The sequence below is a fragment of the Sorangiineae bacterium MSr11367 genome, from assembly GCA_037157805.1.
Lineage (GTDB): Bacteria > Myxococcota_A > Polyangia > Polyangiales > Polyangiaceae > Pendulispora > Pendulispora rubella.
This window is the reverse complement of record CP089983.1, coordinates 12,340,462-12,355,968: the sequence shown is the minus strand read 5'-3', so window position 1 is coordinate 12,355,968 and position 15,507 is coordinate 12,340,462. Positions and strand designations below refer to the sequence as shown.

The 15,507-nt window shown below is 64.7% G+C and carries 12 protein-coding genes; 6 read left to right on the top strand and 6 right to left on the bottom strand.

Features of this window, described 5'->3' with window-relative positions; translation table 11 throughout:
- Positions 1–8 precede the first annotated feature (8 nt).
- Together LVJ94_48005 and LVJ94_48000 are read left to right on the top strand one after the other, a co-directional pair.
- Positions 9–1,370, top strand: coding sequence for a sigma-54 dependent transcriptional regulator (locus LVJ94_48005; GenBank protein WXB04626.1), 1,362 nt, complete (start codon positions 9–11; stop codon positions 1,368–1,370).
- On the top strand, positions 1,367–2,698 hold the full coding sequence (locus LVJ94_48000) for an ATP-binding protein (GenBank protein WXB04625.1): 1,332 nt from the start codon (positions 1,367–1,369) through the stop codon (positions 2,696–2,698). Before LVJ94_48005 ends, LVJ94_48000 begins: the two co-directional genes overlap by 4 nt.
- Here the strand turns inward: LVJ94_48000 and LVJ94_47995 are convergent.
- Positions 2,685–3,710: a hypothetical protein gene (locus tag LVJ94_47995; GenBank protein ID WXB04624.1), complete on the bottom strand. Its 1,026-nt coding sequence runs from the start codon at positions 3,708–3,710 to the stop codon at positions 2,685–2,687. The two genes, LVJ94_48000 and LVJ94_47995, sit on opposite strands and share 14 nt — an antisense overlap.
- 217 nt (positions 3,711–3,927) lie before the next feature.
- Complete coding sequence (locus tag LVJ94_47990; protein ID WXB04623.1) at positions 3,928–5,397, bottom strand: polysaccharide lyase 6 family protein; 1,470 nt, start codon at positions 5,395–5,397, stop codon at positions 3,928–3,930.
- A 321-nt stretch (positions 5,398–5,718) separates the two neighbouring features.
- On the opposite strand from LVJ94_47990, the gene LVJ94_47985 reads away from it, so the two are divergent.
- Both LVJ94_47985 and LVJ94_47980 read left to right on the top strand, forming a co-directional pair.
- Positions 5,719–6,654, top strand: coding sequence for a CPBP family intramembrane metalloprotease (locus LVJ94_47985; GenBank protein ID WXB04622.1), 936 nt, complete (start codon positions 5,719–5,721; stop codon positions 6,652–6,654).
- Positions 6,655–6,835: 181 nt separating this feature from the next.
- On the top strand, positions 6,836–8,770 hold the full coding sequence (locus LVJ94_47980) for a glycoside hydrolase family 32 protein (GenBank protein WXB04621.1): 1,935 nt from the start codon (positions 6,836–6,838) through the stop codon (positions 8,768–8,770).
- A gap of 5 nt (positions 8,771–8,775) precedes the next feature.
- Here the strand turns inward: LVJ94_47980 and LVJ94_47975 are convergent, their stop codons facing one another.
- Positions 8,776–9,585 (bottom strand): methyltransferase domain-containing protein, encoded by an 810-nt coding sequence (locus LVJ94_47975; GenBank protein WXB04620.1) that lies wholly within the window; start codon positions 9,583–9,585, stop codon positions 8,776–8,778.
- 70 nt (positions 9,586–9,655) lie between these two features.
- The gene (locus LVJ94_47970) at positions 9,656–10,942 is read right to left on the bottom strand and encodes a hypothetical protein (protein ID WXB04619.1); all 1,287 of its coding nucleotides are present in this window, start codon (positions 10,940–10,942) and stop codon (positions 9,656–9,658) included.
- Between the two features lie 320 nt (positions 10,943–11,262).
- Here LVJ94_47970 and LVJ94_47965 point away from each other — a divergent pair, with 320 nt between their 5' ends.
- Together LVJ94_47965 and LVJ94_47960 are read left to right on the top strand one after the other, a co-directional pair.
- Positions 11,263–12,828 (top strand): hypothetical protein, encoded by a 1,566-nt coding sequence (locus LVJ94_47965; GenBank protein WXB04618.1) that lies wholly within the window; start codon positions 11,263–11,265, stop codon positions 12,826–12,828.
- 285 nt (positions 12,829–13,113) lie between these two features.
- The gene (locus LVJ94_47960) at positions 13,114–13,464 is read left to right on the top strand and encodes a hypothetical protein (GenBank protein ID WXB04617.1); all 351 of its coding nucleotides are present in this window, start codon (positions 13,114–13,116) and stop codon (positions 13,462–13,464) included.
- Positions 13,465–13,485: 21 nt separating this feature from the next.
- Here LVJ94_47960 and LVJ94_47955 read toward each other — a convergent pair whose 3' ends face one another.
- Both LVJ94_47955 and LVJ94_47950 read right to left on the bottom strand, forming a co-directional pair.
- The gene (locus LVJ94_47955; GenBank protein ID WXB04616.1) at positions 13,486–14,352 is read right to left on the bottom strand and encodes a hypothetical protein; all 867 of its coding nucleotides are present in this window, start codon (positions 14,350–14,352) and stop codon (positions 13,486–13,488) included.
- A 150-nt stretch (positions 14,353–14,502) separates the two neighbouring features.
- Entirely contained in the window at positions 14,503–15,372 is an 870-nt protein-coding gene (locus LVJ94_47950) for a prolyl oligopeptidase family serine peptidase (protein WXB04615.1), read from the bottom strand.
- Between the last annotated feature and the right edge of the window lie 135 nt (positions 15,373–15,507).

Genomic DNA, 15,507 nt, shown 5'->3' with positions numbered 1-15,507 from the left:
GTACGGCCATGAAGATTCTGCTCGCAGACGATGAGCCCGACGTCCTCGCAGCACTGCGGCTCCTGGTCAAGGCCGAGGGGTTCGAGGTGGTCACCGCCTCGTCGCCCGAAGCGATCGTCGCCTGCGCCGAGGCCACGCCGCTCGACGTTGCGCTCATCGATCTGAACTACACGCGGGACACGACCTCGGGAACGGAGGGGCTCGATGTGCTCACGCGGCTGCGCGCCATCGACCCGACCTTGCCCGTGGTGGTGATGACCGCGTATGGCCGGATCGAAGGCGCGGTCGAAGCCATGCGCCGCGGGGCGCGCGATTACGTGCAGAAGCCGTGGGAGAACACACGCCTCGTCGCCACCTTGCGGACGCAAGCGGAGCTCGCGCGGGCCCTGCGCGACGCGCAGAAGCTCGAACGCGAGAACACGGCCTTCCGCCGGGGGGAGCTCCCGACGATGATCGCCGAGTCGCGCGCGATGCAGCCGGTGATGCGCCTGATCGAACGGATCGGGCCCTCCGACGCGAACGTCCTGGTCACCGGAGAACACGGCACGGGCAAGGACGTCGTCGCCCGATGGCTGCATGGTGCCTCGAAGCGCAGCAAGGCGCCCTTCGTGCCGGTCAATGCCGGGGGCCTGGCCGACGGCGTCTTCGAGAGTGAGCTGTTCGGCCACGTGAAGGGCGCCTTCACGGACGCCAAGGCCGACCGGGTCGGGGCCTTCGAGCTCGCGGATCAGGGCACACTGTTCCTCGACGAGATCGCGAACATGCCGCCCACGCAGCAGGCCAAGCTTCTGCGCGTGCTGCAGACCGGGGAGTTTCAACCGGTGGGCTCGTCCAAGGTGCGCAAGGTCGAGATGCGCGTCGTGTCGGCCACCAACGCGACCATCGCCGACGAGGTGGCCGCGGGTCGCTTTCGCGAGGACTTGCTGTATCGGCTCAACACCGTCGAAATTCAGCTCCCACCGCTGCGGGAGCGCCCCGAGGACATTCCGCTTTTGGCGTCGCACTTTCTCCGCGAGCACGCCGGCCGCTACGGATTGCCCGTCACGCGCTTCGACGTCGATTGCGTGGAGCTGCTTCGCGGACACGCCTGGCCGGGAAACGTGCGGGAGCTCCGCCACGCCGTGGAGCGCGCGGTGCTCATGGCCGAAGGCGACACCGTGCGGGCGGACGATTTCGCGCTCAAGCCGAAGCCGGTGGACAACGAGCGCAAGTTGGAGGACATGACGCTCGAGGCCGCGGAGAAGGTCCTCGCGGAGCGCGCCCTCGCCCGGGCCAATGGGAACGTGGCGGAGGCGGCGCGCGCACTCGGCCTCAGTCGCAGCGCTCTCTACCGCCGTCTGGCGTACTTCGGACTTCGTGGCGGCGCGTGAAGCTCCCGCACGACGCACGCATCTCGCTCACGGCATTTCTGGGCGCGCTTCCAGGGGCGGCCGTCGCACTCGCCTTTCTGGCGTGGAGCCCCGCGTCCGTCGACCTGCGCATCGCCTTGGCGCTCCTCATCGTCGTCGCGTGGGTGGGGGCTGCACTCGCCGTGCGCGCGCGTGTGATGCGACCGCTGCGGACCATGACCAATCTGGTCGAGGCCATCCGCGTCGGAGACTTCTCCCTGCGCGGCACGGGTGCGCGCGGGGGCAATCCGCTGGGTGAACTCATGCTCGAGATCAATGCGCTCGGCGACAACCTGCGCGAGGGGCGCTTGGCCGCGCTCGAGGCGGACGCGCTGGTCCGCATCGTCCTCGAGCAGGTGGACGTGGCCATCTTCGCCTTCGACGGCGCGAACCAATTGCGCCTCGTCAACCGCGCTGGCGCGCTCCTACTGGGTGCCGCGACCGAGGAGCTGCTCGGGCGCTCCGCGACGAAACTCGGCATCGCGCACTGGCTGCGCGCACCGAACGCCTCCCGCATCGAGGAGCCGCGCTCGGGCGGTACCTGGCAGATCCGCAAGAGCGTCTTTCGGCGCGGCGGCATTCCGCACGAGCTCCTGGTCCTCACCGATGTGAAACGTGTCGTGCGCGAGGAGGAACGCCAGGCCTTCGAGCGGCTCGTGCGCGTCTTGAGCCACGAGATCAACAATTCGCTGGCGCCCATTCAGTCGATTGCCCACAGCCAGCGCGCCCTTCTCGCCCGCGCACCGCGGCCGGCCGACTGGGAAGACGACGTCGCGAGCGGCCTCGAGGTCATCGCGCGCCGGGCGGAAGGCCTCGGGCGATTCCTGACGGCGTACGCGCAGATGGCCCAGCTTCCCCCGCCGCGGCGCGATCCCGTCGATGTCGCCGCGCTCGTGCAGCGCGTGGCGGAGCTGGAGACCCGCCTGCCCTTGCGCATCGCGCGCGGGCCGGACGTGACCATCGCGGGAGACGCCGATCAGCTCGAGCAGCTTCTCATCAACCTGGTTCGCAACGCCGTGGACGCCGCGGCGGAGACGCGCGGCGAGGTCGCCATCCGCTGGGATCTCGACGAGGTGCACGTCATCCTCGCGATCGCCGACGACGGCCGCGGCCTGGCCAGCAACGCGAATCTCTTCGTACCATTCTTTACGACAAAGCGCGGCGGCACGGGCATCGGCCTCGCACTGTCGCGCCAGATCGCAGAGGCGCACGGCGGAGAGCTCACCCTGACGAATCGCACGGACGCCACGGGATGCATCGCGCGACTGCATCTGCCACGCGGCCAGGCGGAGGGGTTCAATCGGGAATGACGAAGGCCACACTCTCGTCCGGCCCGTGCACGTAGAGCGGGCTGCCCGAGAGCCGTTCGGTCTTCACGTAAATGCTGAAGACGGGCACGCAGCCATCGCCCGTCTTCACCGCGACGCCGGGCAGGTGGTGGTAGAGCACCTTGTGGTGCTGCACCTTCGGAATGGTGGTGTCTTGGCTGTCGACGGTCGTATCGCAAACGCTGCCGTCCGACTTGAACTGCGTCACGACGAGCTGCGTCCGTGCCTTCGAGCCGGTGTCGGTCGAACTGGACGGGCATGGGGCTCCTTCGTCCGCGCGACAACTGGTGAGACCGATGTCGCCAAAGGCGGTGATCCGGGTGGTCCCAGCCGGTGCTTGCCAGAGCTTGCCCGCGACGTCCGGCAGGGTTGCCGTGCCCGGAACGACGGGCGTCCACGCGGGCGTGCCCTGGACCGCAATCGTCTGCCGCGCGGTTTCGCCCTGCGCCCCGCCGCTCACCGAGCGGACGACCTCGACGAAGCCGGAGAGAACGGTGACGCGACCGGCCGCGCCCAAGGAACGCATCCACGCCGAAAGCGTGCACGTGTACGTGCCGGCGCGAGGGGCCGTGAACAGGAGGCGGGTCGTGATGGGGGCAACGTCGTACGCCCCGCCGGGGATATCGATGTTCTCTCCGTGCACGAAGCGCTGCACCACCGCACCCGCGCTGTCGCGGCAGGTCACGTCGTTGTCGACCAGCGTGTGGATCGTGGCCTTACCAAAGCGCAGGTTGCTCGTGATGTACCTCGCGCTGCCCGCGGCCATGGTCACCGTCACGGCGGCCAAATTGATCTGCCGCATGGGATCGCTCGAGGCGGGCGAACGGAACTCTTGGTTCGCCGCAACATCGTCGCGAAGTACATCGGCCACAGCCGCCGCTTCGAGCGAATCGGTGTCCTTCTCGCCAGCCTCGGTGTCGTTCGCGCCCGCGCAAGCCACCGCACCGATGCATGCCAAACCGACGATTGCCGACAACTTCAACATGTCACCCATCGAATCTTCCTCCACGTGTCCTGGTTCCTTCCGGGAGACGGAGCACGAGGCGTACCGTCACCGTGAAGAAGGAACGACGCGGAGTTTTCGGACGTTTCCTCGCCGATGAACGCGCGCAACGGAGGACGCTAGGATCCAGGGTGACCGCCGCCAGCATCCCACGATGATCGGGAAGCGCACGGTCTCGGCTAGGAGTCTTTCACTCCCGGCATCGCTTCTAGGGTGCGGACGGACCGACGTCGGCCGTGGTCAGTGGACGCCGGCTGCTTCCGCCCTCGACGAATTCGTCCGCGCCCACGTCCATGGCGCCCGACCGCGGTTGGAGATCGAAGTCCAAGGTAACCTGGGAGTACGATCCTTGCGCCGTGCCGACGGCCGGCCCCGTGCCGGAGGCAAGCCGGTAAAGCCCATTGGCATCGGCCTCGAGCTGGGGGTTCACCAGACGGTATCCACTGGCACCGCCCGCGCTGCCGCCCCATAGGATGTTCCCCTGCCAGTGCAGGTTGGAGGCCTTGCCAACACGGACCAAACTGCCCGACCCGCTGCCTTGAAGAATGTTGTTCGCAAAGGTGCAGTCGTCGGGACCATACGGATCATTCCCAGGTCCGATATCCAACAGGATCCCCGAGCCGACTACGGTGTTGAAGGCAATCAACGCCCGGTCCACCCTCGCGTGTTCCGTGCCACTGGCCGTGTCGTCTTTCAACTCCCCCGAGCCCACGATGATCTGCCCGCTGCCACCCTGGATCAGGTTGTTGACGATGACATGATCGTTTTCGTAGAGGCGGATCCCCGAGCTTCCCCCTAACTCGATATTCCCTTCCACCCGATTGCGATTCCCATGCCGGAGCACGATGGATCCCTTGCTGTTGCGAAGCGTATTGTAGCGAACGACGTTGTCCGACGACTTCACCGAGATGGCCTCGCTGTCGCCATTGGCCTTCTCGAGAAGGTTGTGTTCCACCGTTGCGCCGGCCGACACGTGCTGCCGATCGCTGAGCCCGAGTCGGATCGACTCTCCGCCGTTCGTACCGCCGAACGTGTGATTGTAGAAGTAGTTGTGGTGGACCTTTACCCCCTTGGCCATGTCGTCCGTGAGTCCGCTGATCTGAAGAAACACCCCCTCGGTCGACTTGTTTTGAAAGGTGTTGTGATCCACCTCGGTGTCGTTTGCCGTCACCGTCAGCCAATTCTTCGTCGACCCGGAAATTTGGACGGTGTTGCGACTGAATCGGACGTGGTTTGTCTTCGACGAAATGCTCACCGGCGCTGACGTGGTGACTCGAAATCCGGAGATGGTCACATAGCTCAACGTGCCGAACTCGAACAACGCCGACCCTGTGAGCTCCGCCCCCCCGACGTTCTGTGCGGCCACGGTAATCGGTTGGGTCGCCGTGCCGGATCGGGAGAACCGAATCGGAGAACTCAGCGTGTAGCTACCGTTGGCCAGCTCGATCCGATCCCCGGGCGCGGCCGCATCGAGCGCAGCCTGCAACTTGGCAATCGAGGAAACCGGGATCACGCGAGCCGCGCTTTCCCTGGTTGAATCGGATGACGTGACACCGGTGTCAAGCGGCGAGCCATCTTCACCAGACGACTCCGCCGCACACCCCGATGCGAACGCGAGGCTTCCAACCAGCGCGACGACGGGAACGAGGAGACCTTCACCTCGAAGCGATTGGCTCATGGGTCTTTGTTTAGACATAGCAAAGTGGCACACGCAACAAATACCGACGTGCTGCAACGCAGCATTTCGCACTTATTCGCAAATTGCCTAAATGGAATTTTGAAACAAGGAATCGTTCGGAATCCGAGGTACGAGGATTCGCGGGTTTGCCACCTTTCGGAGACCGGCCCCGCGATTCCGTCTTCCAACAACGTGTCGCCGGAGCACCCGGTCGGTGCGCTCCGCAAAAGCCCGCCGGAGCGCCGCTCTCGGCGCGATCCGTCGGTGAGGAAATGGCACACAACCGGTGTCCCGCCGCGGCCGATTTGTTGGGTGAGACCCATGGCAAATTCATTTTTCTTGACGGGAGAACGCCGCCTCCGGCTTGGATTTCGTCTCGCACTCGCGCTCGCGGCCTTCTTCCTCGCTGCGCTTTTCGCCGCTGGCGCAAGGACCGGCTTGCGCGCAGTCGGTACCCCTCCCGCCGTCGCAATGTTGCTGGCCGCATCCCTCTGGATCGGCGCCCATCTGGGGCTCACGATCCTACTTCGGCATCGTGTCGATCGCCGGCCATGGGGTGGAATGGCCTTGCCGCCGCTCGCGAACGGGAGAACGCCGCTTCTCATTGGACTCGCCTTCGGCACGGCGCTGCTCTTCCTGGTCGCCGGCATCCAGCTCGGCGCGGGGTGGATCGAGCTCACGCGCTCGGGCGAATCGGGCATGGCCGCCGGCGTGGCCGCCGGCCTCGCCGGATCCATCGCCGTCGGCTTCAGCGAAGAACTTCTCTTTCGCGGATACATCTTGCAGAACCTGGGCGAGGAAATGCCTTTCTGGGCTGCAACCCTCGTCGCGGGCGTCGCGTTCGCGGTGCTGCACATGTTCGTCGGCGGCTTCGGGCTCGGATTCATTCTGAGTGCCGTCACCATGGGCGCGTTCTTCAGCATCACGCGCATTCTGTCAGGTTCGCTGTGGTTCGCGATTGGCACGCATGCGGCGTGGGATTGGGCGCAGGCCTATCTCGTCGGTTTGGGCGCCGTGAACCATCCCGCGCAAGACCATTCCCTGCTTCACGTCACCCAACACGGCCCAACATGGATGGTGGGCGAGGCGCCATCCATCGAAGGAGGCCTGCTGTTCACCCTGATCTTCCTGGCGGCGACGGCGGGCGCATGCGCCTACGCTTCCCTCCGGCGCAGGCAACTGGGATGGCACGCCCCCCTTCGCGCCGAGGGCCAGGGTAACGTCGTCGAGCGCGCAGCTTTCACGGATCCGGCTTAGGCAAACGTTCGCGCAAACGTTTGCCTTCCGTCCGGAAAGTTGGCACCGATTGCCTCGTGTCGAGCAACTTGGAAGTTGCGATATTCGAAATAAAGGCTGTCCCGAAATACGATTTTTGGCCGGCGTGCGCGCTCTTCGGATTCGGCGTGCTATAGAAACGCGAACCAATACGGAGTTGCTCATGCAAAGGGTGCTGACGTTCCTCGCCGTCATCGCGTGCATCGGAATATCCCGTTTTGCGTCCGGACAGGCTGCGCCGGGCTATTACGACGAGACGTACCGCCCGCAATACCATTTTTCGGCGGAGACGAGTTGGATCAATGATCCGAATGGGCTCGTCCACTACCAGGGTGAATACCACCTGTTCTACCAGTACCACCCGCTTGGCATCGCGTGGGGGCCCATGCACTGGGGACATGCGGTCAGTCCGGACATGGTCCAATGGACGCATCTTCCGATTGCGCTTTATCCGGATGCGCTGGGCGACATCTGGTCGGGCAGCGCCGTGGTGGACGAGAACAACACGAGCGGCTTTTTCACCCACACCGGGGGAAGTGGCTTGGTGGCGCTCTTCACGCACGCCAACGCCCCACAGCACCCGCAACAGCAAAGCGTCGCCTACAGCACCGATCGAGGGCGCACCTGGACCAAGTATCCCGGCAACCCGGTCATTCCGAACCCCGGCGTCGCTGATTTTCGCGATCCCAAAGTCTTCTGGCACGCACCCACGGCCCGATGGGTCATGGTCGTCGCCGGCGGGCAGCTTCGCATCTACTCGTCCCCCAACCTCACGAACTGGACGCTCGAGAGCATCGCGCCAACGATCGACACCGAGTGTCCAGACTTGTTCGAATTGGCCGTCGATGGCGGCGCGACGAAGAAATGGGTGCTCTCCAAGAGCGGGCGCGAGTACCTCGTCGGGCGCTTCGATGGGAGAACCTTCACGCCGGAGGGCGGCCCCTACCCGGTGGACTACGGGCCCGATTTCTACGCGGCCCAATCGTGGAGCCATATGCCGGACGGGCGCCGGGTGTGGATCGGCTGGATGCGCGGAGACGCCGGCTCGAAGCAGACGGTGTTCATGGGGAGGATGAGCCTACCTCGTGAGCTCACCCTTCGAACCTTCCCGGAGGGCGTCCGCATGGTTCAAGCCCCGATCGCGGAGCTCCAAGGCCATCGTGCCGCGGGGACCGCCCGGGGCACGACCATCCTGCGTTCCGGCACGCGCACGGTATCCGGCCTCGGTGGCGATTCGTTCGAGATCCGGGCGGAGTTCCAAGCCAATGCGAGCACCGCGTCCGAGTTCGGGCTGCGGGTGCGCATGGGCAACGGGCAATACACCACCGTCGGATACCGTCGGACGGCCGCACGCCTCTTCGTCGACAAAGACCACGGCGGGGGCGGATACACGGGTGTTCACGAGGCCCCCCTGGTCCCCGACGGCAATGGCCGAATCGTCATGCATCTCTACGTGGACCGATCGTCTCTCGAAGTCTTCGGCAACGACGGCAAGGTCACCCTGACGGAGTTGAGCTATCCCGATCGCGACAGCGTCGGGCTCGAGCTCTATTCCGTCGGCGGTGACGCGACGTTGAACGCGCTCCAATTTTTTCGAATGAAAAAGGTATGGGGGCCCAGTCCATTCATCACGGGCCTCTCCGGCTGGAGGGACGTCAAGGGCGATTGGGGCGACACGATGTACGGCCGGCAAGGCCGCTCTGGCGGCGATGGCTTCAGCCTTTCTTCGACCACGGGCGGCGATTTCACCTACGAAGGCAACATTCGCGTGTTGGGCGGCTACGCCGGGGCCCTGGTGTTCCGTTCCGACAGCGAGGGCGCGAACGCCTACATTGCCAACATCGATGTTGGCAACCAGGGCGTGAAGCTCTTCAAGTTGGTCCGCGGCGCATTCACCGATTTGGGCTGGTTCCCCACCGCGCTCCAGTACAACACAACGTACCACCTCAAGGTGGTCGCCCGCGGCGCCAACATCAAAGTATACCTCGGCAACAACTTGGTCCATGACCTGAACGATTCGTCCCACACCAGCGGCTACTTCGGTCTCAACGTCTTCAACGGCACCGCCGCCGTGCAGAACGTCGTGACGGCACCTTGACGCGTTTAGACGCGAAGCAACGGCTGCTTCGTGTACTCGGAAGGCACCGACGTGATCGGCTCGTCCAACTTCGCATCGGCCTTGCGACGGCCCACCGCGCGAACGTAACCAAGATGGTTCCCGCGGTCGGCCTCCAGGGCTTCGATCTCCGCGCGATTCTCCGGGCACACGGTCCTCTGCCAATCGAGCCAGACCTGCCAGCCGTCCGGCATCGTGTCGGCCATCTCGATATCGACGATGCCCGTCCGCTCCCAGTGCCGTTGCCACCACCCGGCCGAATGAAGGCACGCCATGCTCGGCTCCCACCAACTTCGAAGAGCTTCCGGTACACGGCCCTCGAATTCGCGCACGAGCCCAACGCTGGCCATGCCTATCGGGCCGCCCGGTTTCACGAACCGGGCAAGGTAGCTCAGGTAGAGATCGTCGGTGCCGTAGTACAGAAACGAATCGATGCTCACGATGGCATCGAAGAACTGCGTGGCAAAGGGTAGCGACCGCGCGTCCGCGTGGATCGGGAACACGCCATCGCCGACCCCGGCGTCTCGAATCCGCGAGAGCCTCTCGGACGCTCCGAACCACAGATCCGTCGCCCAAACCTGCACGCCAAATTCGCGATGCAGAAAGATGGACGACGCCCCTCTTCCGCAGCCCAGATCCAGCACGCGCATACCCGGTCGAAGGCGCAGCGCCCCGGCCAGCCACTCCGTCAGCCAAAGGGAGTTGGCACCGCCACTGATACCGGCCATGACCCAATCGGGATGATACGCCGACGCACGGGGAAACCGCTCCGAAAGCAAACGTGTGTCCGTAGCCATGCGCTACTTAAGTAGCATGCACTCAGCACGGTGGCGGTCAGAAGGCATGCATCGCGCGCTTTGATATCGCTCAACCCCACCCTTCCGCCGCCATGAGATCGAGAACCAGCGACGACCAGGCAAAGTCTTTGGCGCCGTGGCCGGTGGCGTCGCGCGGATCGTAGAATTCGCGCATTCCCGACTTGGCCACCATGTCCACGGTGCGCAACGCCAGGGTGCGGGCGACGTCGGCGTAGCCGTGGGTGCGCAGTCCCCAATACAGGTACCAATTCGTATTGATCCACGTCGGACCGCGAAAGATGGCATTCACCGTGAACCCCGGATCGAACGATGGCTCGGTCGCCGCGACGGAGGGCAGAGGGTATTCGAGCCAGAATTCGTTCCCGTCGAGGAGATGATCCTCGACCAGGCGTCGCGCAAGGGAGCGCGGCAAATCGGTCAGGATCAAGGGAAAGAGGCTCGAGATGGTGAGCGTACGGACCATGCGCCCGTCGCGGCCGTGGCGATCGAAAAACGCGCCGGTCTTTTCGTCCCAATGGGTCTCGATCAAGGCGGCGGTGACCCGATCGGCACGCCGGTCCCATTTTTTGGGCACTTCCACCCCGAAACCCGCGGCGCGGCATAGCCGCGCCAGAGCGCGCAAGGAATTCCCGTAGATGCTGTTGACCAAGACGTCCCGCCAGGCGAAGGAGGCATTCCGCGCGAGGAATCCGACCTTCGTCCGGTGTGACGCGTATTCTGCATGCAAACGGCGCAAGGACCGCTCGTAGGCTGCGAACGCGGCTTGTGGAGCGGCCCGGTCGACTTCGGTGAGCACATCGTATTTCGGGCTGCCATCCAGTCCCGATTCGTCGGGTTGGAGGATCGTCAGAAGACCGCTGTGTTCCGGATCGCGGTCCGCGGCCAGCCAATCGAAGAAGTCCATGACCCGTGGGAGCACGCGCGCCAGCCACGCCTCGTCGCCGGTGGCCGACCACACGTGCTCGACGGCGCGGACAATCGCGGGAGGTTGAATGGTGGTGGTCGTGCGTCCTTCCGACAGGGGGTCCAAGGCGATGACCCAGTTCTTTTCGGCGGAAGCCCGATGTTCGTCGTCCCAAAGAACGATATGCCCACAGAACCCGTCCGCGCGCTGCGCGGCCAGCCAGCAATCGAGCTCCATTTTGGCGAGGCTCGGGTCGACGTGGGTGAGTGCAATGGCGTGAAACGCACTATCCCACGCCCATTGGAAGGGATAATTCGCGGGGGCGGGGCATACGAAGGAATACGAATGCCGGCTCCTTGGACACGAGCCGGTGCGCCGGTTGTTCTCGAGCACCGCGCGAGCCAGCTTCCGAGCTACGTCCGCCTGCTGCATCGATCACGCATAAAGCCACTCCGCGACGGACGAAAGCCAAAAGACTGCCCCCTCGACAATGGCGTCCGAAGACGTCGCCGCGCAACCGGACATCGAAGCTTTCGCTAGCCGATCGCGCCGCAAACATCTGTATTTGGTCCAGCATCGCATCTCGAATCGGGGCGCGGCGTTGGGCAGGCCTCGCGCAACGTCGAGCCAATTCTGCCCATGGTGCTGGGCGCGTGGTGGCCCTTCGCGCGACAAAAGCCTGCGTGGAAACGATGGCACTGCGCGTGCTTGGGCTTCGGCTTCAACCTACGAACCCCCCACGGGAGGTGCACATGCAGCGACGGATCCTTGCAGGAATTCTTATCTTGGTAGCTACCGGTTGCGCGCGCGGATCCAGCGACGACGCGACGCGGGAAGGCGCGAACGGCGGCGGCGAGATCGACCGAGGATGGCCAGGAGATCCATCTGGGAACACTCCGGGCTCGGCGGAACAAGCGACGACGAAGCCCACCACCAAGAGCCTTGCGGAGCTCGGCATCGTGCCGTTCGACGTCGACCGGAACGATCTGGCGGGCCCCGACAGCCACGAAGCCATGTATGGGAAGCTGCCCGAGATCGTCGCCGTTCCAGGTGAGACGTTCGTCGATGTCGCCGTTCGCTCGACCGATACCGCCAGCGGGCCCAAAACGGTGGTCGTTCGGCTCGAGCCGAACGCCGAGGGCGTATGGGGAATCACCCGTCGCTTCGAAGTCAAATCGCTGGGCAACCTGCTCGGCTTCGCCCGCTCGGCGGACGGCCATTACTTCTATGCCACGGGGTCGAACGATCCCGACGTGACGAAGACCTTTCCCGCCCCCAAGCAGCACCGCTCGAACGTGGTGCGCGTGGTCCGGTTCGACGCAGATGGCCACACGTCGTTCGACGTCGATTTGGATATGGCGCGGGCGGCGGCGAACGCCGATGCGGAGCCCATCGTCTCCCCCGGCACGGCATCGAGTGCACGCCTCGCGGTCGCCGGCAACGTGGTCGCCCTCGTGCATGGCAATGCCACGGAGCCGGACGGAAATGGAACGCGCCATCAAAAGGCCTTGTCGACCTTTCTCGATGCCGGCACGGGCGCCATTCGCAACGTCTCGAGCCTCTGGGTCAGTCACTCGTTCGATCAACGATACGTGGCGGACGGTTCGGACCTTTACGAAGTCCACCTGGGCGATGCCTACCCCCGCGCCACCGTTCTGACCCGCGTGCACGACGGCGCGTCGGGCCCCGAACAGCAGGTGTATCGCATCAAGGGGGCGACCGGCGACAACAACACGTTCACGCGACTCGGCGGGCTGGCGCGCATCGATGCGGGTCCGGCGGCGGGGGGCTTCTTGACCTTGGTGGCCACCGAACGCACCGCCGCGACGAGCTCACGGATCAACGGCTCGCGCGATCTCGGGTTGGTTCGGCTCACGTCGGCGCTCGCCAACGGCTCCTCGGCGAGCGTGGTCGACCCGAACTTCGGCACCGCGTCCACGGTCGAATCGGGCGGCGAGCAAGTGACCAATCGCCTGCACTTCTTGACCGATTACCACACGAGCTCTCCGGGCAAGACGCACGCAGAGCGTCCAAAGCTGGTGCCAATTGGCGGAGGGGAATTCATCGTCCTCTTCGAGCAGTGGACCATCTCCGGCACGCAGCAGTCGTTCAAGGGAACGTTCGCCCTTCGCATCGACGGAAACGGCGCCATCCAAGCCGCGGCCAAACAGGTGTCGCAGCACCATCTGCCGCGCGGCGACGACGCCTTCGCCTACGGTGGCGGCGCGGCGTGGATCACCGGCAACGAGACGACGCGCGCCCTGACACTCCACCGTGTTTCGCGCGATCTCGGGATCACCGAACACGACGTGCAGTAAGATCGGAGCATTGACGGCAGGCGGGCCCTTCGTAGTTGCCCAACCAGCCCGCTACGGAACACGGCGCCGCGAAAAAACGCGGCGCCGTGCGCGCCAAGAGGCCGCGCTTGCTCGCACCCACGGCATGGTCGGAGCTCCGACGGAGGGACGCGCGTTGAATACCAGCGCGCACCAATTCAACGTCATCCTCTGGCGTGACGCAAACATCGTGGGCATGATCAAAGCCTCTTCAAGCAACGAACGTTTGCAACGCAGCAACTGAACGAACCAGGGGGATCGTCGAAGATGAAGCATGTGACCGTCGAGAATCTCGTTTGTGAAGCGTATCGATTGCTTGGGGATCTCGAAGACGTGGTGTCGTCGTCTCGACGAATCGGATACGGGGCGACCAACGAGCAAGCTTCGACCCTCGAAGACATGCAGCACCACCTCGTGCGCATCAAGGCCGCGCTTGGCAGGATGGAAGCGACGACCCCGCTCCATCGTGGCGGTCGCGACGAAGCCGTGTCCGAACCCATGGACACGCAAACGGCTGCCCTCGCGGACATCGGTCACGGGCTTTCCGACGTGCGCACGGCGCTCCGCAGGATTCAAGGCACGCTTCAGGGCGACGCATCCGGCAAGGCCGAGCAGTGAGCCGCTGTCCGGCGAACTCGCTCAGAAGGTGAAGGCCATGCCGAGGCTGGCCGGCGCATAGTAGCTGGTGGACGAGCCACCGCTTCGTGCGAGCGAGTACGCCGGAACATCGACGCGGGCGATGGCGGCGAGATGCGCGCTATGCATCCGCAGGATCTCGAGGCCCAATTCTGCATAGGCTCCGATGCCATTGTTGCTCTCGACGCCGTTGCCCGTGAGCCACGTCCACGCGATGCCGCCGCCGAGGAACGGACTTACCTCGGCCGACGTCAGGTAATAGCGACCGCCGATGTGCATGGCGTCGTACATCATCTTGTTCGAGTCCTGCGTCTTGCCTGCAAAACGCGCCCCGGCACCGATGGCGAAATCCGCCGTTTCGTAATGAAGCGTGAAATCGACTCCCGGGGCCACACTCTTCATATTGGGTGATACCGCGAAGAGCCCCAGCGCGAAGTGCATCGAGCCCTGCTTTCGCTTGGCGTTCTTCGTTTCTTCGTTGGTCAAACCCCCGAGGCGTTCCGTCTGGTCCACGGATTTTCCGCGAAGCAGGGCCTCGGAGATGCGCGGGGCCGCCGTGGCAACCTCCTCGATGCCCGAAAGCTTCATCTGCCGCTGATCGCGCGCCCCGCGAACATCCGCATCGAGCGTCAAGATCACCGCGGACCCGAGCTTGCCCAACCCTACTTGGTATACGCCACCGGCAGCGGGCCCGCCGCGCTGGACCTCCGCGCAAACGAGCTTCGCCGCCGTGCGCGCGTCCCCTTCGTCGATGCCCTCGTGGTCACCGAGCTCGCAACGCCAGGCTGTCGCTTCTTGCGCATGCGCCATCGTCGAAGGGAAACCGACAACCGCGCCAAGGAGCAAGAAGCCAAGGAATGCATCTTTCATGGGGCCCGCCATTGCGCAATGGCCATGCCATGATTGCAAATCGCTCGAAAAGGGGTCTGCTTCTGGCCGCCCGCGCGGCACCGGCCACGACGTTTGCGTCATGGCCCTGTAACCGGGCGATGACGGGGCGCATCGGGCGATGGCCAATGATTATGGGTGGCCGGTGAACCACGCGAGCACCGCATCCGGCGCTTCGGAGATCCACTCGTGACCATCGCCCGGGTGAACGATGAGGCGATTTTCGATACCGGCGGCGTTCAATCGGTCGCGGTAGCGTTCCGCCGTCGACAGAGGAACGGTGCCGTCGCTGCTCCCATGCAAAAGGAGCGTGGGCGGGTGGCTCGGATCGAGCGTTGGGATGACGCATAGCGGGCCGGCGCACGTCGCGTACGAACCGGATTGCACCCCGAGGGCCGCGAACCGCCCCGGATAGGCGATGCCCATGCGGCTCGTCATGTAACCGCCGCTGGAAATGCCGGTGGCGTACATGCGCGTGCCGCGCAACGGCCCGAACTTCCCCGCATCGATCGCGTCGAAAATAGCCAGCATGAGCCGATGATCGCCGGAGGCCGTCCAGGCATTGGCAAACAGCGGGTTGTTCGTATCCCAGAAGGTGAGCCCCTCCCCGCGCGCCTCCGGCGCAAGGACCGCGAAGCCATGGTCGAGCAATCGCTTCACGACCTGCGTCTGGTAATAGGCGCCAAACGGCAATCCCTTCGACGCCTGCCACGTCAGCGACGCACTGAAGAGCGAGCCTTGGAACATCACGACGGTGGGCCACCCTCCCGCCGGCGCCGTTCCGAGCGGTACTTGCCAATGGACATCGCGAAGGTTGATCGTATCCGTATTGTGAGGACAGCGCACCTCCACCGCCGACTCGGTGCATCGCGACGATAGGGCGGCCGTGTTGGCCGATTCGGACAATCCCACCGTGGGATCCGCGCCCTCCACCGCGCACGCACCAAGAAGAACGGTGAGCAGAATGGACGTCAGCGGGGTCGCAAAGGATGGATGGTTCATACATGCACCTCCGTGGTTCGAGCGCGCTTCACGCTCCGAGGATCCGAAGATGGACGATGACCCGCGTCCGCGCTTGTACGAGGGGGCTATGCCTCGCAAATAGTCTCACGTCAGGATGAAATTTCTCCAGCTAAC